General features: G+C 61.3%; 23 protein-coding genes. 16 read left to right on the top strand and 7 right to left on the bottom strand.

The window, feature by feature from the left end; all coding sequences use genetic code 11:
* The first annotated feature begins 111 nt into the window (after positions 1-111).
* The 3 genes from AC3IYJ_RS09940 (at position 112) to AC3IYJ_RS09930 (ending at position 1,329) form a co-directional block, all read left to right on the top strand.
* On the top strand, positions 112-459 hold the full coding sequence (locus tag AC3IYJ_RS09940; RefSeq protein ID WP_489400946.1) for a hypothetical protein: 348 nt from the start codon (positions 112-114) through the stop codon (positions 457-459).
* A gap of 35 nt (positions 460-494) precedes the next feature.
* Positions 495-713, top strand: a complete 219-nt coding sequence (locus tag AC3IYJ_RS09935) for a hypothetical protein (RefSeq protein WP_489400945.1) — start codon at positions 495-497, stop codon at positions 711-713.
* A 73-nt stretch (positions 714-786) separates the two neighbouring features.
* Positions 787-1,329, top strand: coding sequence for a hypothetical protein (locus AC3IYJ_RS09930; protein ID WP_489400944.1), 543 nt, complete (start codon positions 787-789; stop codon positions 1,327-1,329).
* On the opposite strand, the gene AC3IYJ_RS09925 is transcribed toward AC3IYJ_RS09930, so the two are convergent.
* Positions 1,253-2,077: an IS5 family transposase gene (locus tag AC3IYJ_RS09925; protein ID WP_489400943.1), complete on the bottom strand. Its 825-nt coding sequence runs from the start codon at positions 2,075-2,077 to the stop codon at positions 1,253-1,255. The genes AC3IYJ_RS09930 and AC3IYJ_RS09925 overlap by 77 nt on opposite strands.
* 54 nt (positions 2,078-2,131) lie before the next feature.
* Here AC3IYJ_RS09925 and AC3IYJ_RS09920 point away from each other — a divergent pair, with 54 nt between their 5' ends.
* The 3 genes from AC3IYJ_RS09920 to AC3IYJ_RS09910 all read left to right on the top strand — a co-directional run bounded on the left by AC3IYJ_RS09920 (position 2,132) and on the right by AC3IYJ_RS09910 (position 4,386).
* Positions 2,132-2,638, top strand: a complete 507-nt coding sequence (locus AC3IYJ_RS09920; protein WP_489400942.1) for a DUF6082 family protein — start codon at positions 2,132-2,134, stop codon at positions 2,636-2,638.
* 622 nt (positions 2,639-3,260) lie between these two features.
* Positions 3,261-3,425, top strand: coding sequence for a hypothetical protein (locus AC3IYJ_RS09915; protein ID WP_489400941.1), 165 nt, complete (start codon positions 3,261-3,263; stop codon positions 3,423-3,425).
* A 91-nt stretch (positions 3,426-3,516) separates the two neighbouring features.
* On the top strand, positions 3,517-4,386 hold the full coding sequence (locus tag AC3IYJ_RS09910; RefSeq protein ID WP_489400940.1) for an aKG-HExxH-type peptide beta-hydroxylase: 870 nt from the start codon (positions 3,517-3,519) through the stop codon (positions 4,384-4,386).
* On the opposite strand, the gene AC3IYJ_RS09905 is transcribed toward AC3IYJ_RS09910, so the two are convergent.
* Entirely contained in the window at positions 4,383-5,066 is a 684-nt protein-coding gene (locus AC3IYJ_RS09905) for a pentapeptide repeat-containing protein (protein WP_489400939.1), read from the bottom strand. The two genes, AC3IYJ_RS09910 and AC3IYJ_RS09905, sit on opposite strands and share 4 nt — an antisense overlap.
* A gap of 1,654 nt (positions 5,067-6,720) precedes the next feature.
* Between AC3IYJ_RS09905 and AC3IYJ_RS09900 the strand changes: the two genes are divergently transcribed.
* The 10 genes from AC3IYJ_RS09900 to AC3IYJ_RS09855 all read left to right on the top strand — a co-directional run bounded on the left by AC3IYJ_RS09900 (position 6,721) and on the right by AC3IYJ_RS09855 (position 16,119).
* Positions 6,721-7,014 (top strand): hypothetical protein, encoded by a 294-nt coding sequence (locus AC3IYJ_RS09900; protein ID WP_489400938.1) that lies wholly within the window; start codon positions 6,721-6,723, stop codon positions 7,012-7,014.
* A gap of 271 nt (positions 7,015-7,285) precedes the next feature.
* Complete coding sequence (locus AC3IYJ_RS09895; RefSeq protein ID WP_489400937.1) at positions 7,286-7,750, top strand: hypothetical protein; 465 nt, start codon at positions 7,286-7,288, stop codon at positions 7,748-7,750.
* A 734-nt stretch (positions 7,751-8,484) separates the two neighbouring features.
* Entirely contained in the window at positions 8,485-8,685 is a 201-nt protein-coding gene (locus AC3IYJ_RS09890) for a hypothetical protein (protein ID WP_489400936.1), read from the top strand.
* Between the two features lie 635 nt (positions 8,686-9,320).
* A complete protein-coding gene (locus AC3IYJ_RS09885) occupies positions 9,321-9,680 on the top strand; it encodes a hypothetical protein (protein ID WP_489400935.1) in 360 nt (119 codons plus the stop codon).
* A gap of 206 nt (positions 9,681-9,886) precedes the next feature.
* A complete protein-coding gene (locus tag AC3IYJ_RS09880; RefSeq protein ID WP_489400934.1) occupies positions 9,887-10,546 on the top strand; it encodes a hypothetical protein in 660 nt (219 codons plus the stop codon).
* Positions 10,547-12,010: 1,464 nt separating this feature from the next.
* Positions 12,011-12,250 (top strand): hypothetical protein, encoded by a 240-nt coding sequence (locus AC3IYJ_RS09875; protein WP_489400933.1) that lies wholly within the window; start codon positions 12,011-12,013, stop codon positions 12,248-12,250.
* A 113-nt stretch (positions 12,251-12,363) separates the two neighbouring features.
* Positions 12,364-13,791: a DUF3987 domain-containing protein gene (locus tag AC3IYJ_RS09870; RefSeq protein ID WP_489400932.1), complete on the top strand. Its 1,428-nt coding sequence runs from the start codon at positions 12,364-12,366 to the stop codon at positions 13,789-13,791.
* 28 nt (positions 13,792-13,819) lie between these two features.
* Positions 13,820-14,563 carry a hypothetical protein gene (locus tag AC3IYJ_RS09865; protein ID WP_489400931.1) on the top strand — a complete coding sequence of 248 codons (744 nt, stop codon included), beginning with the start codon at positions 13,820-13,822 and terminating at the stop codon, positions 14,561-14,563.
* Positions 14,564-15,137: 574 nt separating this feature from the next.
* Entirely contained in the window at positions 15,138-15,485 is a 348-nt protein-coding gene (locus AC3IYJ_RS09860) for a histone-like nucleoid-structuring protein Lsr2 (RefSeq protein WP_489400930.1), read from the top strand.
* Positions 15,486-15,567: 82 nt separating this feature from the next.
* Positions 15,568-16,119: a histone-like nucleoid-structuring protein Lsr2 gene (locus AC3IYJ_RS09855; RefSeq protein ID WP_489400929.1), complete on the top strand. Its 552-nt coding sequence runs from the start codon at positions 15,568-15,570 to the stop codon at positions 16,117-16,119.
* 89 nt (positions 16,120-16,208) lie between these two features.
* On the opposite strand, the gene AC3IYJ_RS09850 is transcribed toward AC3IYJ_RS09855, so the two are convergent.
* The 5 genes from AC3IYJ_RS09850 to AC3IYJ_RS09830 all read right to left on the bottom strand — a co-directional run bounded on the left by AC3IYJ_RS09850 (position 16,209) and on the right by AC3IYJ_RS09830 (position 21,866).
* Positions 16,209-16,394 (bottom strand): hypothetical protein, encoded by a 186-nt coding sequence (locus tag AC3IYJ_RS09850; protein WP_489400928.1) that lies wholly within the window; start codon positions 16,392-16,394, stop codon positions 16,209-16,211.
* Between the two features lie 92 nt (positions 16,395-16,486).
* Complete coding sequence (locus AC3IYJ_RS09845) at positions 16,487-17,383, bottom strand: peptidoglycan-binding protein (RefSeq protein ID WP_489400927.1); 897 nt, start codon at positions 17,381-17,383, stop codon at positions 16,487-16,489.
* Positions 17,384-17,765: 382 nt separating this feature from the next.
* Positions 17,766-19,553 carry a glycerophosphodiester phosphodiesterase gene (locus tag AC3IYJ_RS09840; RefSeq protein ID WP_489400926.1) on the bottom strand — a complete coding sequence of 596 codons (1,788 nt, stop codon included), beginning with the start codon at positions 19,551-19,553 and terminating at the stop codon, positions 17,766-17,768.
* Between the two features lie 18 nt (positions 19,554-19,571).
* A complete protein-coding gene (locus tag AC3IYJ_RS09835) occupies positions 19,572-20,627 on the bottom strand; it encodes a hypothetical protein (RefSeq protein ID WP_489400925.1) in 1,056 nt (351 codons plus the stop codon).
* A gap of 3 nt (positions 20,628-20,630) precedes the next feature.
* Positions 20,631-21,866 carry a siphovirus ReqiPepy6 Gp37-like family protein gene (locus tag AC3IYJ_RS09830; RefSeq protein ID WP_489400924.1) on the bottom strand — a complete coding sequence of 412 codons (1,236 nt, stop codon included), beginning with the start codon at positions 21,864-21,866 and terminating at the stop codon, positions 20,631-20,633.

Here is a 21,866-nt window from a genome sequence, read left to right as displayed (position 1 = left end):
AGTCGCCTGGGTGCGCCCTCTACTTGGTGGCCCTCGCCGGCAAGCCGTTCTGAGCCAACTGCGGAAGGCCAGTTACACGGAAGTCAGTCGAGAGTGGACCAGGAGGGCGACGTGAGCGGCAGCGAGGAACTCGGAGGCCTCAACTTGGGCCAGTTCAAAGCTCTCTTGGTCGAAGGCTATGTGCGGGCCCGTGCAGAGGAACGCCTTGCGGCAGACGAGTACGTAAGCGAGGAAGAGAAGCGAGTTGATGCCGTCTTCGTTGCGCTTCCGATGCTCTTCGAGGCAGTAGGAGTGTCCTTGGACCAGGCCCTCATGCAGCAGGGAGAGGATCTGCGCACGATCGAAGACGGCCCCGACGATGTCAGCCGCCGGCACCCGGAGCTGACGAACATTCCGGCGGATGCCTACTGGTCGAAGGGGTCTTCTCTGGACATGAGACCCCCTGAAGCCCCCAGGTGACCGCTACAACACAGAGCAGGTCGGGAAGAGAGAGCATGAAGAACTACGTACTGGCCGGGGCTGTACTTGCGGGAGTCCTGGTGCAGGTCGAACGGCTGCGGCAGAGCAACCAGCAGCACCGCGAGCGGGCCCACCTCGTTACCGCCAGGATGCATCAACGCCTCTTGGCGGACGAGGAGGCCAACCCGCTGATGGCGGCCGTCTGGAGTGAGAAGCCGTTGTCTTACCGGATGTGGTCGTTGAGTTTCCGCTGATCAGGCATGGTGTCGGTGATACCGGTGCAGGGTTCGGTCGTTCGGTTCGTGCTCGGTGACGCGGAGGTGCCCGGTGACGTCGGTGATGGGACTGCTGGAGGAGCGGGAGACGACTGCCCGGGTGCGGGCGGAGGAGCTTCGCGAGGAATCCGAGCGGATTCTCGCTGAACTCGCAGACGCGGAAGCGGTGCTGGAACGCCGGGTGATCGCCCGGACGGAACTGGCCGAGGCCCTGGCCGCTCCCGGCCCGGACGTGCGGGAGCCAGCCCACGAGCCGCCAGGGGCGGACCACGCTCCGGTCGCAGGTTCCGTCGTGCCGCTGTGGCACGCGGGGGCAAGCACGGACATGCTCGTGGCGGACTACCGGCGGATCGTCGGGCTCGTCGCGGTTGAGTCGGCTGGAGGCGAGGGGGTGTCGGCGAAGGAGCTGGCCGTCCGGCTCGGGCTCGAGGCGGTGCCGGGGAAGATCGAGGGCGTGCGCTCGAAGGCGAAGAGGCTGGCTCAGCGGGGCTGGCTGGAAGCGTCGCCGACGGGCCGGTTCACGCCGCGACTTCCCAGCTCGACCAGTCGGCCGACGGGGCCGGTGCGGCCCGGCGGGCAAGGCGGCGGCTCATGAGCATGGCCAGCGAGAAGTAGATGAACGTTTCGCTGGAGGCGGGCAGCGTCTCGAAGTCCCGCACCAGGCGCCGCGAGCGCATCAGCCACCCCAGGGTGCGCTCGACCACCCACCGCCTCGGCAGCACCACGAACCCACTCATGTCGTCACTGCGCTTGACGATCTCCAGCGTGAGCTGGAGTTTCTCCTTCGCCCAGGTGACCAGCCGCCCGCGGTAGCCGCCGTCCGCCCACACCAGCGTGATCTTCCTGAACCGTGCCCGCAGCCCGGGCAGCAGGAGGCCGGCGGCCTGCCGGTCGGTGACGTTGCCCGCGGTCACGAGCACCACCAGGAGCAGGCCGAGTGTGTCAGTGACGACGTGCCGGCGCCTCCCGTTGATCTTCTTGCCGCCGTCGTAGCCGCGCGTGATCCCCGGGACCGAAGCGGCGGCCTTGACGGACTGTGAGTCGATGATCGCCGCGGTCGGCTCCACCGCGCGCCCCTCCGCGAGACGGACCCGGCCACGCAGCCGATCGTGGAACTCCCGAGCCAGGCCCTGCTCCCGCCACCTGCGGAAACAGGCATACACCCGGTCCCAGGCGGGAAAGTCGGCAGGCATCGACCGCCACTTGATCCCGTTGTCCGTGACATAGAAGATCGCATCCAACATCTGCCGGTGGCAGTAGCCCTCGGGCTGCCCACCCCGGCCCTCCAGCCACGCCGGGACCGGCAGCGCATCCCGCACCACCGCCCACTGCGCGTCCGTCATGTCCGACGGATACCTGCGCATCCTGTTCGGACGGTCGCCCGCGTTCCCGAACCGATGCGCCAGGCAATCACACGATGGAGCAGACGAGTTGAACGCGATCGGCGTGACAGCGTAGAACTGCATCAGCAGGGCCTCCCGGACCTCACGAGTTGGCTTCGCAACCCTCGTGCTGCACCAGAGGCCCTGTCTTCATGCACGTCACGGCAAGGTTCACCCGCCCCAGCCCCCGCGTTCGATCACATCGCGCTCATGATCGATAGGACAACGGCTTCTGAGAGCGTTCCGGCTGGCTCGGAGATGGCTCGGGCCAAGATCTTTCACGTCAACCGCTGGGTTTCCCTCTGGGCCGTCCAACACAGGACCGGGGTCCTTACAACGGAGTCCCTCATTCGCTACGCCGCCGACTCGATGCGGAACTCTGAGTTTCGGATCTTCTGGGAAGCGGCCCGGAAGTTCCGGTTGGCTGGTGCACGGGATGACGTGGACGGCGTATTCAACAGAATCATGGATATGGCGTACACCGCCGAGAGTTCTGAGACCGTGGAGCCGACAGCGGCCTAGCTGAACTGCCGTGCGTACCGGACATCGTATGTGTGGCGCTCTGGCCTGGTGGAGAGCGAACCACGTTGAACTCTCCCGACGTTGCCACCCCGGGACCAGCCGCTATGGGGGTCAGCTTCCCGAGGTCCTGACCTGTCAGCTACCTCCGCACAACCATGATCAGCGGCACCTGATGACCCTTCGGCCGATTCCAGAAGTCCACGGCGGTGGATGGTTAGCGGCCTTGTGGGGCAAGGACTGCGAACGGAAAGGTCTGCTGTCCTTCGTACATTTCCCGCTGTCGCTTGACCGTAAGACTCTTGACGAAACTTCCACCTTTCATTAGCTCCGTCACTCTGCTGGATGGAACCAGAACGCTCAATCTCCCCGCGTATCTGGGAGCCCAGCAGAGTGACGGGCAAATCCCCACTCCGGCCGTCTGCTTTTGGAAGGGCTGGCGGTCGGAGTGGGCCCCAGCATTACTACAGACTTCCACCCCCGCTATTCGTTCCCCCACGGGGCGGGGGTGGAGACAGACCTCCCGAGTGCACGCGGGAGCCGTGGAGCCAAGGAAACCCATTTCCTTGGTGCGTCCACGAAGGTGCACCGTCAAATGACCCAACCATCAACCAGGAGGTTCGATATGAACAGCACCCTGAAGACGACCAGCGACGCGTTCGCCGGCATCGTGGCCAGCGCGGCCGACGAGTCCGCGGAGCAGGTGGCGGCCGTTCGGACCAACGTCGAGCGGGCCCAGGCGGACGCCAACAACGCCATGATGGGCGGCTGGGTCTCCGACGTCGCCTAACGGCCACGTAGCGCGCGTGCAGTAAAGCCCTAAGCGTGCCCGGAGGGGATTCCCCTCCGGGCACGCGCTTAACCCCTAGGGAGGAGCCCTAATGCACTTCATGAACCTCGGCCACACGTACCTGAACGCCGCCCGTTTCGTGCGCGCCATGACGGGTGAGGCGCCGAGCATCGAAGGACTGCCCAGCGCCTACCGTGCCGCGATCTCCGCGCCCGAACTGCGGCCCATGCCGATCGCACACGAGGGCCTGAACATCGCTTATGAGGATGGAAGGTGGGCCCGATACTGCGCCAACAACGGCGTCTTCCCTCACATCCTGGGGGGAGCCACCCCCACCGATGGGCCTACCCGTGAGGCCTGGGACAGCAGCATTCGTGATGCGCTCAGCCTAATTCGGAGGATCAACCCCGACCTCCGCACCCTGGTTGACTTCATGGTCGCGGATGTCGTCGTTCTGAACAGTGGACAGGACGGTGGAGGCTCCGCTTCTCAGCTTCCGGGGCTGGTTGTCATGAGCCCCGGTTCGACGTGGACCACGATGGACTACGCCATGTGCCTCGTGCACGAGGCCCTCCACCTGAACCTGTTCCTGGGCGACGCCGTGTACGGCACGTTCTACCTGACCTCCATCGAGCTGGAGGCTGACGAACACCGCGCTCTCTCGGCCGTCAAGATCGGTCAGCGTCGGCCGCTGGACAAGGCGTTCCACGCCGCAGCCGTGACGGTCCCCCTGATGTACATGGAGGACCACCAGGGCGAAACCACGCTCGTAGACCTCTACACGGCCTCTCTCAGCGACGCGTGCGAGGATCTGCTGAAGCAGCGGGACAAGTTCACCCCCTACGGTCGGCTGCTCCTGGACGAGCTGACCACGTGGGGGAAGAACATCGACTTCCCCCACGTGGCCCGCACCATCTCCGACGCTGCCTATGCCGGCTACGACCCGGCGCGGGCTGCCTAGTAGTCCTCGAAGCGAATACCGGCGTCTCGTGCGAGGCTCAGGGCCAGTTCCATGGCTCCTGGGCCTCGTACTGCTGCCCCCTTCAGACTTGAAGCCCCTCCAACATCCCTAAGGGTGCAGAAGTCAAATCGGGCTGTCCCCACTTTGACGTTGGCGAACTGTGCTCCGCTCAGGTCACAGTTCACGAAGCGCACACTGTGAAACTCTGCACCTTGGAAGTCGGCACCCATCAGTCGGCAATCCTCGAACGTCACAGAGTAGAGCTTCATACCCCGGAACATGGCCGGGGCGGCAACACAGCCAGAGAACTGAACATCACGGATGGTGCCAGCTTTCCAGGACGATCCTGTAATCCTGCTGCCGCTAACGGTGCAGCGAATTAGAGAAACGTCATGGGCAGTCAACTGGGAGAAGTCGCAGGTTTCGAATTCGGCATTGCTGAACTGGCCGCGCTCGAAAGTGCTCCCAGTGAATCGAACGTTTTCAAAGCGGCAGCCGTCAACCTCGAACACCTCAGCTGTAATGCCGATGAAGTGCATTCCGTCATACTTGACGCCCTTAACCATGGCGTCTTCCTCAAGTGCGTCACGCTCAGCATCTGCCGGCCTCAGGAAACCCGAAAGGTTCGGCTTGGTAGGCGCCTTGATGCGAACCGGCTGAGAGAAGGTGCTGTGAGACATAGCTGTCTACCTTCAGTGCTGGGGTCAGAGGTAGTAGAGCTTATCGGCCTCCGAGGGGGCCGTCAGCGAGATTGGAAAGTATGACTGCCAACGGCAGAGCTACTGTGTGAGGCGGGGTATAGAGCAACCCCGCCATAGTTAACGTACGTGTCCTATGGAGACTCCCAGGACAGTGCTGTGACCGAGACCACCAATAATGTTGTTACCGCACCCAAGTGAGGCAACATTAGAGGCCCTGCGGAGGCTCGTGGAGGGCCGGGGGGAGGCCGCGGTAAGGTGTGCCGGCTGTCGTAAGGGGTCTGAGGGGGCACGGCTTGTGCCTTTGTGAAAAATGTTAAACCCGTACACGATGACAGGAAGGCGCCCCTGCGGTCCTCCTGTCTGCATTCTCGTTATATTACCCCCGTATATGTGCACCACATGGGGTGCGGTAACAATAATTACTTGTGCGCTTGTGAATGATAATGATGCATAACTCAATTGGTGCATCAATAGGCGCGACTAATTGCCCGTCAGGTACTGCCCAGTAGTGTGACTAGCCATCAGATGACATGCATTTCCATCTGAGCGGACATCAGATCACCCTGACGACCCGTCAATGTTGCTCACCAGGACGTCAAAAACACCTCCCTTGTAAGCACCATAAGCACTAATACTACTGACTCTGACGCTTTGTCAGCACTGCCATATGTCCCTATATGTCACGGGCTTAGGTAAAGGCAAGGCAAAGAACTTGCTTCCCGTGATGGGGTCTATTTGTGGGTTATTGTCCCTTTCGCCGGCCGCGAGGACATACCCTCTGACCTGCGGTTTAGCAGTGCCCAATGTGCGCGCGTGCGCTTCCTGAATCACCCTTGCATCGCTACTTGCTTCCCGTGATGAGTCCGGGCAATGTCCTCCCTGTCACCAACCGCCCCACCGAACGGGGCGGACAGGAAAGGGGGTAGCGAAATGAGCGCACGGTCTCCACCACATAGGAGCGGGTGAGTGTCCATCACTCACCGGGCCCGGAAACGGCCCTGATGGCGCCTAGGGCGGCTTTAGCCGCTACCAACGCACCGTTTCCTATCCATCGGCGTCAGGGCCCTTCTAGGGCCGACTGCGTAGCTCCTTGAGAACTCAATACATAGGCACTGCACCCTTAAGCGAATACGGGGTGTTTCCCACAGTACCGAGCGAGGCTGAGACCTTGCCGCAAACGGCTGAGAGCGCGAAAGCGTCGGGAGTGCTGAGGAACCGGACATGATCACCCGGACAATGAGTAGATCCATGCGAAACAGAGTGCGGTGAAGCGAATCAAACCGAGACTGACTCTGTGCGTGCCAGCAGCGTTACGGACGCCGTTTACCCATGACTCCTTGACCCCTTGTGGGGCCTGTTGAGCGGGACGGTATGAGTGACGCGAGAGTGCCAGTAAGACACGCGCAGAGGTGGTCAGAGTGCGTTGCCCAGTAGCCGCAGTAAGGCGCATGCGAACAACTGAGATTTCCTACGACTCACACACCCAACATGAGGCGTCCAGCACGCACGGCCAATGCCTAGAGCGACGGCCGAGAGTGTGCCTCTAAGCCCCTGAGAGTGAGTGAGTCGGGGGGAGTGTCGGTTAGGCACTTGCAAGGGCCCTAGGGGCCACAGATACCCGTAAGGGGAAGCAATGGCAGTAGCGGCAGAGTTCAAGGCGAGTGCGCCACGTGAGCGCGGAATGATCCAGCTCAACGCGTTCTCGTTCCATCGAGAGAACGTCAACCACGATGTTTTCCAGGTGAGCATCACGGATGCGGAAGGGCCGTTCGCCTACCAAGTGCGCTCGTGGGGAAACATGATCCGCACCGTAGAGGCTTTCACGCGCAGTAGGGCGCACGCTGGCATCTGCGTCAAGACAGATATCTATCGCACGGGCTACGCCAGCATGAACGGCACCAACGTTCGTGTCACACCCGTTGGGTAGCTAGGCCGGCAACGGCAGAGCTCTGCGCACATTCGAAGGGAGGTAGCAGTATGACGTACGAGGTTTTCCACGGTTTCACGTACAGCCGCATAGATCAGTTTCACGCGGACGGAAGGCATTGCAGCGTGATCTACGTTCACCGGTCTGAGTACAGGCATTGGGACGCGTAGCTCTCTCGTAGGGGAGTCGGGTGCACAGTGGCTAGGGATAAGCTCCTGTGCACCCTCTCACCCATTGCGACAGACGTAGTGGAGAACGAGGAGATACCCACATGCCCAAGACTTCGCGGATCATCGTGCGAATAGGTGAGTTCAGTGCCGTCGAACATGCCCTGAAGGGGGAAGAGTTTCAGTACGACGACCGAATGGGTGAAAACATCACATGGTGCGGGCGGTCCGGCATCATGAGTCCTAGCTCTTACATGTCGGGCAAGGAACTCCCTGTCACGTGCAAGGCCTGCCAGGAAGCGGGACCGCGCTGGATTGTCTACATGTACACGGGCATTCCGCAGAGTGGGTTTGGGCTCACCACGGTTGAGAACCTGAAAGGGGCTGTCACCGCCCTTGAGAAGTTCTCTGGTGAATGCGGCGTGGACGACGTGACCGCGAGTCTCTACCCCTACTCTCCTGAGAATTGGGAGGACGCGGAAGAGTTTCGTACGGGTTGCCCGTTTGACTACCCGTCCAGGCTCATTCTCCGTGGCGCTCGTGGTGGCTTTCGGGTGGTGGAGGCATGAGCGCTCTCACTGTGGCCCGTGAGGACAACGGGCACGGCTCGATATGGGTCAAGGTCACCGGTCCTATGTCGGAACTCAAGCGCGCCCCGTATGTGTCGGGTGCTGAGGCCCGAAAGATCGGGCGGGAACTCCGAGGAAAGGTCATGGGTCGGATCACCTCGGGGGCGACTCTCGGCCCGGACAGGTTCGAATGGCGCACCCTCTATCACCCGTTCGACAGGGAAGCGTGAAATGTCAAAGCGAGTAGGGGTTCACTACAGCAGTTATGCGGTGGCGCAAGGGGTTATCTGTGTCCCCTTCTGTAACAAGACGCCGACGCATTGGGTATGCACGGAAAGGTTTGGAGACAGGCACTTTACGTGCCAGGCGCGGTGTGAATCGCACCGCCAGGAAAACGAGCCGGACACTACAAGCATGCCGATTAAGTAGGGGCAGAAATGTACGTAGCTCACATCGGGCCACATTGGCACACACGATTTGACCGGTACGAGGATGCGGTGAACTACGCCGCAGGATACGGAATCGGCCCCTCATTCGTAGAGCTCAACCTGAGTAAGACCCGCTACCGCACACGTTAGGCCGTAGTCGGCAGCACGGGCACATGGGATAGGGATAGCCCCATGTGCCCCTCTGTCTACTGCGTCAGACAGTAGGTAAGCGAAAGGTCGGACATGTTCACGGTGGGGCTTATTCGGAACGGGTCTCAAGGCCACTGGCAGGTGGAGACTGATTCCTTGGATGAGGTAAAGCGGCTGATGCTTGCCGTATGGGACGACGAACACTCGGACCGGGAATTTCCCTACTCGGGGAAGGAGCTGCGGGCAAAGGGCCGCCCGGCCGTCGAGTTGGCTTTGAAGACGTTGCAGGAAAACGGCTACGTCATCCTTTCCGCTGGTCTGGCTGAGGTGGAGGCGGAAACGGTGGCACCCAAGTGAACTATGTTCTCACGCGGCGGAAGGGTCCTCGGGACTACGCCGCCTACCTCGACATGTACGGGTCGATGTATGGGGACATGAGCGACCCCGTACGGCGTGCGGAAGTGGTGAGGTCGCTCCGAAACCGGGATGCCCGCATGCTGGCTGCTGCCCGTCGGGAATTCTGGCGGGAAGTAGCGGCCATGTCGACCTTGTTTATCCGTGACGAAATCAGGGTCAAGCGCTATCAGCTCGATCACTGCGGGGCGTACCGCCCCTGGAACATTCGCAACGCAGACATACGCACATACCGCGTGCTGTGTCGTGAACTAAAGAGGAGAGGGGAAAACCCGTGATGTCGAAGGTGCCGAAGGAGTGCCGTTTGCATGCGGCGCTTGCTGAGCTGGACAGACTCTCACGGGAACTCTCCGACGCGGTGAGCGAAACGGCTATGTCTGCGGAGCAGGTTGCATGGGAAGCGCTCGCGGTAGCCGGAAGGCTTGCCCACGCTGCCTGTACCTGTAACTGAGCCCAGGGGGACGTACGTCCGCCGGCACAGCACCACCGCGGGGTTGAGTTCGTTGGGCACGGGGTCAAGGGATAGGTCTCCGTGCCCCTCTCATGTCCGCCTACGGGCGGAGAGATGGAGACAGGTAATGCAGACGTACGTAAGTCACGACACGTGGGGAAACAGCGAAACCCGTCCGATCGGGGAGCCGATCACGCATCACGGGCACTCGCCGGAATCGTTGATCGGTCGGCTCGTCCTGGTGAGGCCGTTCTACCACGTGCCGGGCAGCCGCAGCAGCCTTAAGTCCGTGCGATCCCCCTTTGTCTTTGAAGCGCATGTGATCGAAACCTGCGGGGAGATGGTCAAGGTCCACTACACGTGGACCAGCAACGATGCCCCGTGGCAGCGGGAAGCACTGTTCCACCCTCGCGAGCTGCACCAGGTCCGCACGTGCGAATGCGCAGCGTGCAAGGGCGACGGCCTTTCGGAGCACTGGGGAGCGTAGCTAGCGACTCAATATCAGGGGCAGGGAAGTGCAGCCGCTCACGCGGTCGGTGCCACTCTGCCCCCGGTATCGGGCCTCTAGAGACACGCTCTGCGGCGCGGCGAAGGGAAAACATGGAAACGGTTTGGAGCTCCCCGGATGGTTGGGACGGCGTTGCGTACCTCGGAAAGCAGCACACGGAGGAATACCGGGGATACGTAGTCCTCGTGCAAGGGACGGACGATGGGCTTACCGAGAAATGGTACGCCTACGCATGGGACGCTCCGAAGGATGAGCACGAGTGGATAGCTGAGGCTCCCACCCGCGAGGGTGCGCAAAAGGCCCTGGAGAACGTGACGCCGGGCGGGCATCTTTGTGAGGTGTTCATAAATGACTGGCTCGGCCACTGCCCCGAGCCTGCCGTAGAGGTGCGGATTACGGAGGGCAGGGAGAACGAGAAGCGCAGCCGGGGAATTCTTCTGTGCACCGTTCACACGAGGTCGGTGCTGGTTGAACAGCCTCGGATGTGGGTTCGCCAATGGGAGGCCACTACTGGGCCGATCGCGCCGGAAAGCTCCTCGATCATTGGGAGCCGTATCGCTCCTCCCATGGCGCGAATCAAGCGGAGTAATTTTCTGTCACGGCCGGCAGTCTGGGGGGACGACTGGACTGGGTACAGGCTGCGGGTCACGCACTCTGAGTGGATCAAGCCTGGGGACCTGGTCATTTTCGACCACGGCAATGCGTACCGCGTTGAATCGATCGACCGCATTCCGATCGGGGATGCGCAGCACATGAAGCGCCTCAACTGTGAAACAGGTGCCACTTACGGCACCTTCGAGAATCGACCGGTGCCCATTCTAGTTCCGGACGGTACTCGCTCCTAGAAGGTAGTAGCTGAGTTTGGGGCACGGACGATAGGGATAGCCGTCCGTGCCCCTTGCTCTGTACCTAACGGAAGGATCGACAGTGCAGGAAACTGTAATCATTATCTGTTCGGCGTGCAGTAAGGCGCCCTTTGGTGCCATGCCTACAGGAGGGTTCCGTTGCGACAACTGCGGAGCCGAAATTACAATCCCGGATCTCGTCTTGGATCCTGGGGAAGTGTGGACCGTGGACAGTAACGGCACCCTCGGCTACAGCGTTACCGCCTAACCGACTAAAGGAGAGACGCAATGACTGAGCACACCCCGGAACTTCCCGAGCTTGACCCCATTCTGAAGACGGGGGCAAGCATGCGGAACATAGCGGCAGCCGCTAAGGCGCTGACGCGCATTCATGAGCTTGGGTGGGAGCCGTTGGCCCCATATCCGGGCAGTGACACGCACTGGCAGGTTCGATGCATTCTCGGGTGCGGAAAGGATGGGGTCACCTGGGAAGGCCTGATGTTCTACAGCCACATGCGGCGTGCAAGGCGCCACAAAGGGTGCCTGCCCAAGGAACTCCAGACGGCAGCGGTAGAGGCGCTGAACAACGCTCGCGCCCGCTAGTTGGCTGAGCTTGGGGCGCGGGGAAAGGGATAGTCCCCGCGTCTCTTGCTCGGTCAACTATCGGGAGGGAAAGCATTGGACTTCTTCATTCTGACGAATGCGCAAGAGGACGTACTCATATCCGCCCTGATCTGGGATGGCTCTGTTGCCGGCCGCGCCAGCGTGGTTCGCAAGTTGGAGCGCTATGGGTTCGTACATGGCGGGACTCTCACGAGTAAGGGGCGGGCACGTGCCGAGTTCCTTAAGGCCTCCCGCGAAGCGCTGAGAGAGGCTCTGGGCTGATGCAGCGTGTTGCACATACGCATATGGCAGTTGGGCAGACGGAAGGATTCGCCTATCGCGTTGACATCCATTGGACCCCGGAGGTTTCTCGGGTGGACGTCACCGTACGAACTGCGTCAGACCTGACGGAGCACGGGACGTATGTAGGGATCCGGGCGGAGCCCATGCCCGCCGGTACCGTGTCAGACACGTTCCTGGACGGTCTTGCGGTTCAAATTCTGGGTCCGTTCAAGGTCATGACGGCGCATTGGGTGGTAGACCCCGTGTCCATTGCGGGGGAGTACGTGAATACAAGCGGATTTCGGTGGAGCACTGAAAAGGAGGCCAAGCGGTGAGTGCAATAAAAGCTTGGGAGCTGGACGTCCGGTCGGCTCGATACGGGGCAAGGGCTGCCGCTGGTATGGAGACCCCGTGTGCCCGTATCCGGGCTTACACCGCGCTGTGTGAGTCTCTCGGAGAAACGGCGAACGGGTACGCGGACCCGATGAATTCGGCTCGCGCTCTCGTACGTGTCGCCGCTCGCGCCTTTGGGGTAGAGCGCAAAAGGTTGGGGGCCTGATGGACACTCAACCTTCGGTTGTGTACGTCGACGTGGTGGAGCCTGGTAAGGCCATCGTCATTCTGCCCAACGGCCAAGCACGGATAGGCCGAGAGGATGGGCGCTACTTCGTAGACACGACCGAGTGGGACGGACACGAGGACGACCCCGAGCCGTGGCCGTACAAATCGGGGCTCGCCTCGTATGACGCAGCCGCAACGTGGATTGCTCGCGCCCTGGGAATCTCCGGGGACCTAGATATTCAGAGACAGTTCGAGTAAGGGCAGGCTCTGAGCTGCTTTGGTTGTGGCCGGAATAGGGATAGCTCCGGCCCCATCCATGGACGCTCACGCTCTGATGTGACGTACCAAACTCAACTGAAGAGAGGAAGGCTATGGACGAAGAGGCTCGCTATAAGCCTATGGCCTACGGCCCTATCGGTATGGCGGTTAGAGCTTCAATGCCCTACACAGAGGCGGATCCGGTAGGCGTGCACGCTGCCGTACTGGCCCTGTATTCGGCTGCCTTGAACGGCAACATTTTGCAGCCCAACGGGCGCCCGTCGGTCGTGTGGACGGCACTTGCCGGCCCGTCGCGGGTGGGGCGCAAGGGATATGCGCTCGCAACCGCGGAAGTGATAGTCAAGGATGCTATCGGAGACTTCCTCTCGCTCCGCAGAGAGGGAGGAATTTCCTCGGGCCCCTCACTCGTACAGGTCATGGCCGAGAACGAACACGATTCCATGACCTCGGAAGGAGGGTTGGACGGCCGTACGCTCATCCTTGATGAGGAGTGGTCCACCACTCTCCAGCTCACGAATCGATGCCCGAAATACTCCGGTGTTCTCAGGACCTCGTGGGATGGCGGGCGCGTCTCGAACGTCACCAAAAAGGATGGCAAGCGCGTAGAGGTAACGGTAGAAACGCCTGCACTCGGGTTTCATGGCCATATCCAGCCCGCTGCCTGGGCTAAGTATGTGAGCCTTACAGAAGCTCAGGGCGGGTCTTTCAACCGGATTCTTACCGTCTCGGTGAAGCGATCCAAGCTCCTGCGAACGGCCAAGCACAAGCGCAACCCCTTGAGTGAAATCAAGGTAAGCGCCTCCCTGCGGTTGGCGTACGAGTGGGCGCGTAAGGAGGTTCGCGAGATGGCTCTAAGTGATCCTGCCGCAGAGCGTTATGACGACATGCGGGCAGCTTACGAAGATGAGATGGAAGAGCTTCCGGACGATGTCTCGTGCTTCTTCGAGCGGGCTGAAGAGCAGGTTATGCGTGTCGCCTGCATTCTCACTGCTGCGGAGCGAAAGACCGTGATCAGCGTCAAAGCCCTTGATGCGGCTCAGGCTTTCGTTGAGTACTCCATAGCGTCGATCAAGCAACTGATTTCACAGACCAACGTGCAGAAGGCCCGCACGGTCCTGCCGCTGGACGTGAAAATCCGCGAAAAGCTGCGGATGTACGGCGGGGAGATGACCAGTACGCAGCTCTATCGTGCTCTGTCCTCTCGGTACACGGCGGATCAGATCTTCAACATTGCCGATGAGATGCCGGATGTGGAGGTGACACAGGTTCGACAGAAGCGCCCTGGGCAGAACCCGACCATTTTTCGGCTCGTGGATGCTCCCGTGGAAGTTGATCCGCAGCCCGCCCCGATCCCGGTGAAGCGGCCCGCGCGGAAGCGGGCCCCTGCTAAGAAGGCAGCGGTACCCGCGAGCAAGGCCACCGCGGCTGTCCCTCCGCCGGCACGAGCCAGGGCTAGCAGGACGGCCCCCGCCAAGAAGGCGCCCGCAAAGAAGGCCGCGGCACCCAACCCGAGTGCGTAGGCACTCGGTAGACAGAGGAGAAAAGTACGTGCACAAGATCGTCTTGACTGACAAAGTCCTGGACATGCTTGACGGGTCGAGCGTGATGCAAGGGGACGAGTCCCCCGAGATCAAGGCCGAGATGGACAGTCTGAAGAAGACTTCCAGGGGAGTGTCTGGCGCCGTATCCCTGCCGACTTTGGCTTGGGTGCTGGACACCTTGGAGGCCCTGGCTTGCTCGGACGAACCGGGTGACGCCAAAGCCGCTAACGCGGCGATTGCAAAGCTGGACCCGATCTACAGGGCCGCAGGAGGCACGACTACAACTATGGGGGCACTAAGGGACTTGGAGACGGAGGCAGCCATGACAGTGGTTGAGAGCCCTGAGCACCAGGAGCAGGAGGAGGGGCAGAAGCCTGCCGGCGGCTGGACGCGTGGCGAGCTCCGTGGGCTTCCCCAGGACGCTGACTCGCGGTTCCTGTTCGGGGGTAAGGGCGGGAAGCACTCGGCGGAACCGTCCCAATCAACGCTTGCCGCAGTGAGGTACACGGAGAGCGGTAGGTACGAGATCTGGGATGTGGCGACAGGCGCCGTACTCCTGACGGGGGCGCTTCAGTCTCTGATCTGGTGGGCCCCGGCTCCCTCGGTAGGTGGTGAGGCCACGGACCGTGACCCTGCCGAGATCCGGGATGTCAGTGCCGTCAAGTACGGTCGGCCTGTCTACCACGAGCACACGGGCGCTCTCGTCGGATATCTGAGCCCTGACGCCTTCACGCCCATTGGTGATGTCTAGATCACGTGCACGTAAGGAATCGCCATGGTCGCTTCTATGAGCCTCCGCAGCCCGGAAACCGTCCTCGATACCACAGAGGATGAGGGGACTGCCACCCGTCTACTTCACGAGTGGGCGGCTCGCTTGCGACAGCACCCGCTAGGGGACACGGACCGCTTCGGGATCTACAAGAGGCGCCAGAAGGGCGTTTGGCAGATTGTCTTTCTGGATAGGCAGGCCAAGCGCACCCGAGGTCAGCGAGCAACTCAGGAGGGTGCATTATGGACGAATCGACGCGACATGACCGTCGCTGAAGCTGTGGGCCGAAGGCCTGTCGTCCCGTCATGCCTGCCACATAAGCGCCCGTCTGCATCGCGGGTAGTGCAAGGGCGGTACACACCGCTCTGTCGAAAGTGGGCTGCGGGAAAGTGGCATGACTGAAAACGCTTGATGGGAAGGGCTGACTATGACAGCCTCGCATAGCGGCTGAGCGCTAAAGGCGCTGGGAAGTGGCGGGTCCGTAGGGATACCGGACCCGCCCGGCCCTTCCCCAGGAAACTACACCGCGTGTTCGAGAACAAAGGAAGCAAGCACGATGGCTCAGAAGGTTACTTTTCTCCTTGTCGACGACATCGACGGCGGGCAGGCGGACGAGTCGCTGACGTTCGCTCTGGACGGCAAGACGTACGAGATCGACCTCTCCACGGACAAGGCGGAGAAGCTGCGTAAGGCACTGGAGCCGTTCGTCAAGGGTGGGCGCCGTACGGGCACCCGTACGGCGTCCGCCGGCACGAGCCGAGCGCGGTCCTCCGCTCCCGCGTCGACGGACGGGCCGAGTGCTGACGAAGTACGGAAGTGGGCCGCCAAGAACGGCTACGAGGTCAAGGACCGGGGCCGCGTGCCCGCGCCCATCCGTGAGGCGTACAACGCGGCTCACGCCTAAGTCGAGACCAGTACAACCGCATAGACGAACTTCTGAGGCCCCGCCAGTTTGGCGGGGCCTCAGTCATGCCCTGGGGAGAGACATGGCCACTATCACCCGACTGATCATGATTGACGATGTGGACGGTACGGAGTCCACCGAGCCGGGCGAGATCACCACTGTTCGCTTCGCTCTGGATGGGGTGGAGTACGAGATAGACCTGACCGAGGAGCACGACCAGGAGCTGAGGGAGCTCCTCGCCCCCCTCATTGCTGCCGGACGACGAACTGTCGCCACGGCCTTGAAGCGTCCTGGGCGTAAGGGTGGGGGAGACCCGGAAGCCGAAGCGCGACGCCACTACACGCCGATCGTGATCCCCGCGGGTGTGCGGCCCTCCTGGGAGAAGCGCACCGCGAGCGGGTGTGAGCGGTCGCTCAAGGTTCAGGAGTGGACTCTTACCGAGAGAATCAAGGCCTTGACGGAGAACAACATAAAGCTCTTGGGCCAGTACCTGGGAGAGCTGCCGACGACCAGCGGCAGGCTGCCCAAGCTGGGCATGACGGAAGCTCGCTTCCGGAACTTGGAGATTCTCGACTTTGACGGCAACGTGACCCCTTTTGGGCGGTACGTCTATAACATGCGGTCTGGCCAGTAAAAGCAGAAAATGCCCCCTCCCGATACGGGAGGGGGCATTTTTGCGTTGTCGGTAACCCTGGGTGGAGCACCTTCTAGGGTGCGTGCCGGCTATTCGGCAGACTTGCCCTGAAGCTCGGAGGGAAAGGGGCTGTCCTCGTAGAGAGCCTTCAGAGTCTTGGTGTCCTCGTGACGCTGCACGGCCTCACCGAGGCCCAGGCCGAGGACGGCCGCAGCGACAGCCAGCCACGGGCCGTCAGGGAGACCCGGAACGTAGACCTTGAGCAGGGCCGCCACAGCGACCAGGACAGCGTAGATACGGACAGCGTGAGTCGATACGAAGTTGTTGATGATGCATCACATCCCATGTGAGGTAACAAAGAGGGGGGTTAGGAGAACAGGCGCTTCCAGGTCTGCGGCCCGGGGTAGCCATCGGCTCCCGTTCCGGACCAGCCCTGAGCCTCCTGGAAGGCACGAACAGCCGCGCGGTCAACGGCAGTCCACTGGGGACCGGGCCCGACCTTGTAGAACCGGCCGTAGCCCTTCTTGACGAGCTGACGGCCGAGCTGCGTAACGAACTGGTTCTTTGCCCCGGCGCGGAAGTAGTAGGTTCCCGGGAATGCGGGAACGTCAGGCCGCGGTGCCGGCTTCTCAGGCTCCGGCTTCGGCTTCGGCGGAACAGGCTTGGAGGGCTTGCCCTCCGCGATGGTGGCCTTGATGTCCGCGCGAACGGCGCTCATGTCCATCATCTTTCCGGGCGCGTAACCCGGGTCCCACTTGCCGGGGCTGCCCCACTCGCCGTGACCTATGACAGAGCCCTCGGTCCAGCCGTGGAAATCGCAGATTGCCGCAGACAGCTTCCGAAGGGTGGCGTACTGAGCGTCGGTCATCTTGTGAGAGCCGGAGTACCAGATCTCAACGCCATAGAAGTGGCTGTTTCCGTCGACGCTCGACTCATTGTCAGTCGGCAGTGCGGTCTCAGCCTTAACCGCAGCGAGTACGTCGGGGTCGCCGGCACCGGCGTGATTCGCGCGGCCCCAGCCAATCAGGTGCACCGTTCCATCCTGGGCAAGGCCGAACTGGGCAAGCGGGCCCGGTAGATCACTGAGACCCGCATACAAAAGCTCCCGCTGGTCCTTGGAGTCAGAGCCGGTGTGATGAACCATGAATCCGTGTACGGGCCCCCACGCGCCCTTGTGGTTTCGATTGTGGGTTGCCCAGCTCTTGTACTCCGCGAACGGAATTCCGAACTTGGCAAGCTGCGCCTTGATCTGCGCGGGGGTCATCGGAGTAGCCATTAGTCCTCCAGGGGGTTAGCCGCCAGCCGGAGAACGGCAAGGCGGTCAGGGTCGAGAGAAGTGAGAAGGCTGATCAGCCTCTTGTTTTCGGCCTCAATCCGAGAAAGGCGTTCCTTGATCTCGGAGAGCGAGCTTTCTAGTCGGTCGGCTCGGCTCTTCTGTGCTTCGGCCTCTTCGCGCCATACGCGGGCGGAGCTGGTACGAGCGGCTGCGAGGACGACGACTAGAGCCGCTACGAGGGACGCCAGCGTTCCGCCGGCAGTCAGGATCTGGGTTGGAGTCATACGCGCCTCTGTTGGGCTCAGGGCAACACAAAGGCGGCCACCTGGAATCAGGGGCCGCCTCGGTCGCGCTAGTCGGTCAGTGAGCCCTACAGGGCATTTACGGTCAGGTTCCGCCAGCGCGGACGGTTAGTCAGGCTGCTAACAGAGCCACCCGAGACATGGATATAGCCACCTCGGTAGGTCGCGTTAGTGCTCGTGACTGTGATATTCGGAGTGACGTCAAGGCGCGTGATCTTGACGTTGGCCGGAGTTACATCGATCTGAAAAGACATAACCTGGCCCGCCACAGGCGCGGCGGTGGCTGCTGTAGCGAGCTGCGTTCCACTCGTTACACCTGCGGTGTGGCTAAAGATTTGCAGGTCACCGTTTCCGCGGAAAGCCATGTGATAGCCGCCGGCAGGGTTGGCCGCACCGAACTGGTACGTGCTGTCATCGGCCTTACCGAAAACGACACCCGCGTGTTCGTTCGTTGGGACCGTGCCGTCGTACTTCATATCAAAGGTGACGCGGTAGCCGTTCGTGGGAAACTCGGGAATGGAGCAGGAGCCGATGAGTACAGCATCGCCGGTTACGTCCATGTAGGCCCAGCCGGTTCCATCGTATTTGAGATCGCGTGTGCCGCTGTAGTATGTGCGGCCCATGTCCCCAGGAGCCTTTACCTGAGTCGCCCAATTGTCCTTCTTGAGAATCTGCTTGGTGTACGAAACCCACTTGTACTGGGCGCACATCATTCCCCAGACACCGAGCCCTGAAAGGGTGTTGCGCTGACTCCGGCGGTGAACCTCCCAGCAAATTGCCTTCTTGCCGTCAGGACGGTTGACGATCTCCTGAATGCGAGCCGAAGGCATCGTATGGGGGACTCCCCACATGTCGATGTTGGGTCCGTACGTAGCGAGATCCGCGTCAGTGGTGGCATCGTCCACGTAGCCCCAGGTGGTGAACCCTCGCGCCTTCATTGTCGCGAAGGTTGGCGACTTGTAGTACGCCTTCCAGACCACTGACTGATTCGCCGTTGGGTAATACGTCTGCAAGATGCTCTGGACAATCGGAGCCGCCTCATTGCTCTTGGCTTCCAGGAAGATGACCACCTTCCCTAGGAAGCGGTCGAGCACATCGCGCAGATTAGGAAGAGGCTGAGGTGCCCAGCCGTTGCCAAGGATCTGCTTGGGCTGAACCGTCACGCCGTTGATAAGCGAGGGGTAGACCCAGTCAACGACTGGCCCCGTGGCATTGGTCGTCCGGTCTAGCGTCTGGTCGTGAATACAGACTGGAATGCCTTCGGCGGTGACATTCACAGAAACCTCGATGGCGCGAACGCCAGAGGTCAGAGCAGCGTCGTAGGCGGCCATCGTGTGTTCTGGGTATTCCATGCCCGAACCGCGGTGAGCGATGTAGGCCGGAGCCGGCATCGCGAGAAAGGCCGCGACAGTGGCCGTGGGCGGTCCTGAAGCCGGGATGAACTGCGGTGGGACCAGGCCGTCAGTGCCAAGGGGCACCAGGCCCCCAGGAGCACCCACGCGAGCATCAATCTCAGTCATGACGGCCGCTTGAGTGCCGTGAGGGTCCGGCGCTACCAGGTGGCTGGCAAAGCGGTCTCCCACGTCAGAGGAGAGGATTGCCGTTCTAACTCCTCCGCCGAAATCCACGTACAGCCGCTCGGGGGATCCGTCGGGGCCATAAAAGGGTGGGAGCATCCCGTATTGGTCAGACATGATGACCGTTATGGGTGTGCCGTCAGTCTGAAGTAGATCGGTGACCTGCACAGCGCCCTCTGCGGGGCCGTCCCAAAGTGTTCCTACAATCCCCGGGACTCGGACACCGGAGGTGTCTTCAGCAACATCAGCGGCAGTGCCGCCGAAGAGAAGTCGTGCCATGTGCTCTCCCTGCTTAGGTTAGGCGGTTTCGTAGACTCCGGAAATGGTGATGTCACCGCGACGGGGAAGGAAGTCGACTCCGTCCATGCCGTCGCCGGCACTCCATTTTGACTGCTGGTAAAACCAAGCCGTCGAAGAGTCCGAGCCCTGATTTACCTTTGCGAGGAGCTGTACGAAGTTGGGCATGTCCGGGCTGCCAGAATTGTTATTGAACATATGACCCGTGAAGACCTGCCCGATTCGGCCGTTTGCCGGAGTAGGCAGCGTGAAGCCGAAAGTCCACTGACCCTGATGGAGCTTCAGATCAGAGCCGCCCGGGTTCCTCAGGAGGGCGGTGAACCAAACCACCTTGGGGGCGATATAGCGCCAACGGCCCTGACGGACTGACGGGTTATTGATATTGGCGCAGTTAGGCGTGTAGGTGCGAGTGGGCCCCAGGTCGCGGGTAACGACGTAGCCATCGCGCGAGTTAAAGGCTTCGTACTGGGCGCCGGTCGCATTGACGTCCAGGTCGTAGACCATCGAACCGCGGGGCAGTAGAGCCGCCGTGGCCTCCGTGTTCCAGGGGGTTGCGATTGTTGGCGGTGCGTTGAAAGACATGCGGCTAGAGATGGCCACAGAAGCATCTAGAGCAGCAACGTCCACCTCAAACAAGGCCATTTCCCAGAGGCCACCAACGACACGTCGGGGCTTTGGCGCTACAGGGGAAGCGCCGGCAGTTCCCTTGACTACCGCGAGATTCACGGCCGACTGAGCCATATCCGCCTGAATGACTACCAGGTCCTTCCGGGCCTTCGTGCCCGGGTTTGCCTCAATGGTCACTGACTTGGTGGCGGTGAGCTGGTAATAGAAGCCCCCTACCCAGGCCTTTCCAGGCTTCACTTCGACTGACCTACCATTTACAACGCGCCCGCCGAATGGCAGATCGTCGGAGTCGTAGGCAGCAGCGGTTAGGGTGTAGTCGACCCGGTCGCCGCCCCACATGTGGGCCATGCTTTGCCACTGAGTCTGAGACACAATGGCTCGGCCACCGTCCGCGTTATCCGCATTGAACGGATAGCTAATCTCTGCCATGCGTCACATCCTCGCTTCGAGCTTGCGCAGCTTCCGCTGCATGTCGTAGACCGTCTTGTAAAGGTTGAGGGGCTCGCCAGAACCCTGCTGGCCGATCTTCGGATTCACGTCCTTGGCCTTGCCGCCATCGTCAACGGAGATAGCAACCTCACGGACAACGTCCGAATACTCGGTGCCGTCCACGGCCACCGTGACAATGTCGCCGACGAAGTAGTCGCGACCAAACAGACAGTCGGCCGTGTCAATCGGATAGATCTGGAAGTTGCCCGACTTCTGGTTCTCGTTCAGAGTGCCTATGGCCGCTTCTTGGACCGCCTTCTTCGCAGCCTCCACATCGGCAGCAGTCATCGAATCCTCAGACTTCACGGGCTGACCCGTGTTCCGGTCTACCTTGAGCTGAATGTCTCGTCGGTCTACAAAGACCTCCGTCTGACGCCCCCACTCCGCCTCTGAGGCGGTATCAGTCTGCTGGTAGTAGTACCGCTCCAGCTTCTCGCCGGCAGCCCCCACAATGGCGCGTGTCGCCTTCGGTGCATTCAAAGTCCAGATGTACTCGCGCAGGTTTCCTAGCTCGGGACTGAACCGAACCCGCTTTGAAAGATCCCGCGGCTTGAATATCTCGACGTCGACCCTCTGAGCGTTCGCGTTGTAAATGAATCGGTAGGCAACGTTACGACCCTTGAACCACTCTTCGAGCTTGCTGCCGATCACATCGAATCGGAGCGAGTCCGCTATACCAGTGCCAAGCTCAGATGCGGTGAAATTGAGGCCTGCTACCCGACGATCAGCAAGAGCACCAGGGCCAAGAGCGCGGTTTAGCTCCTCGTAAATCATTCCGCCTGTAGTGCCCGAGTCTGGCCACTGCCTGACGGGGAGAGGGGCTAGGTACTGCTGGCTGACTGGGAGTGCAGGGTCAGGGAAAGCCAATCGGCGGTATGCAAGCGTGTTGTGGCACTTACCGCCGATGTAGAGGGAGCCGGGCCCCGTGTGCTGGATCTTCGTCCAGTACTTTTGGAACACGTCCACCTGGCCGCTCAGTAGGGGCTTCGAAACACCCTCCTGCCAGATGGCGACTCCTCCGCCCTTTTTGATGAGGTCAGACTGAGGCGTGCCGTCCTTGATAAGGATCTGCCAGGAGCCTTCCTGTGCAAGACGCACCGTGAAATCCAGGCTGATCCACTGATCGATCTCCCCGACCCTCTTAAGGTCTCTGTCGAAAACCTCGACTCGGTAGCCCAT

The organism is Streptomyces sp. GL_140 (assembly GCF_057834465.1).
This window is presented reverse-complemented; position numbering and strand designations above follow the sequence as displayed.

What these genes read in the sequence shown, in the direction of transcription:
- AC3IYJ_RS09915 (WP_489400941.1), top strand. Translation starts at nt 3,261, where the DNA reads ATGAACAGCACCCTGAAGACGACCAGCGACGCGTTCGCCGGCATCGTG.
- AC3IYJ_RS09840 (WP_489400926.1), bottom strand. Translation starts at nt 19,553, where the DNA reads ATGGCACGACTTCTCTTCGGCGGCACTGCCGCTGATGTTGCTGAAGAC.
- AC3IYJ_RS09895 (WP_489400937.1), top strand. Translation starts at nt 7,286, where the DNA reads ATGCCCAAGACTTCGCGGATCATCGTGCGAATAGGTGAGTTCAGTGCC.
- AC3IYJ_RS09920 (WP_489400942.1), top strand. Translation starts at nt 2,132, where the DNA reads ATGCGCCAGGCAATCACACGATGGAGCAGACGAGTTGAACGCGATCGG.
- AC3IYJ_RS09885 (WP_489400935.1), top strand. Translation starts at nt 9,321, where the DNA reads ATGCAGACGTACGTAAGTCACGACACGTGGGGAAACAGCGAAACCCGT.
- AC3IYJ_RS09860 (WP_489400930.1), top strand. Translation starts at nt 15,138, where the DNA reads ATGGCTCAGAAGGTTACTTTTCTCCTTGTCGACGACATCGACGGCGGG.
- AC3IYJ_RS09830 (WP_489400924.1), bottom strand. Translation starts at nt 21,866, where the DNA reads ATGGGCTACCGAGTCGAGGTTTTCGACAGAGACCTTAAGAGGGTCGGG.
- AC3IYJ_RS09855 (WP_489400929.1), top strand. Translation starts at nt 15,568, where the DNA reads ATGGCCACTATCACCCGACTGATCATGATTGACGATGTGGACGGTACG.
- AC3IYJ_RS09935 (WP_489400945.1), top strand. Translation starts at nt 495, where the DNA reads ATGAAGAACTACGTACTGGCCGGGGCTGTACTTGCGGGAGTCCTGGTG.
- AC3IYJ_RS09910 (WP_489400940.1), top strand. Translation starts at nt 3,517, where the DNA reads ATGCACTTCATGAACCTCGGCCACACGTACCTGAACGCCGCCCGTTTC.
- AC3IYJ_RS09925 (WP_489400943.1), bottom strand. Translation starts at nt 2,077, where the DNA reads ATGACGGACGCGCAGTGGGCGGTGGTGCGGGATGCGCTGCCGGTCCCG.
- AC3IYJ_RS09905 (WP_489400939.1), bottom strand. Translation starts at nt 5,066, where the DNA reads ATGTCTCACAGCACCTTCTCTCAGCCGGTTCGCATCAAGGCGCCTACC.
- AC3IYJ_RS09870 (WP_489400932.1), top strand. Translation starts at nt 12,364, where the DNA reads ATGGACGAAGAGGCTCGCTATAAGCCTATGGCCTACGGCCCTATCGGT.
- AC3IYJ_RS09835 (WP_489400925.1), bottom strand. Translation starts at nt 20,627, where the DNA reads ATGGCAGAGATTAGCTATCCGTTCAATGCGGATAACGCGGACGGTGGC.
- AC3IYJ_RS09900 (WP_489400938.1), top strand. Translation starts at nt 6,721, where the DNA reads ATGGCAGTAGCGGCAGAGTTCAAGGCGAGTGCGCCACGTGAGCGCGGA.
- AC3IYJ_RS09845 (WP_489400927.1), bottom strand. Translation starts at nt 17,383, where the DNA reads ATGACCCCCGCGCAGATCAAGGCGCAGCTTGCCAAGTTCGGAATTCCG.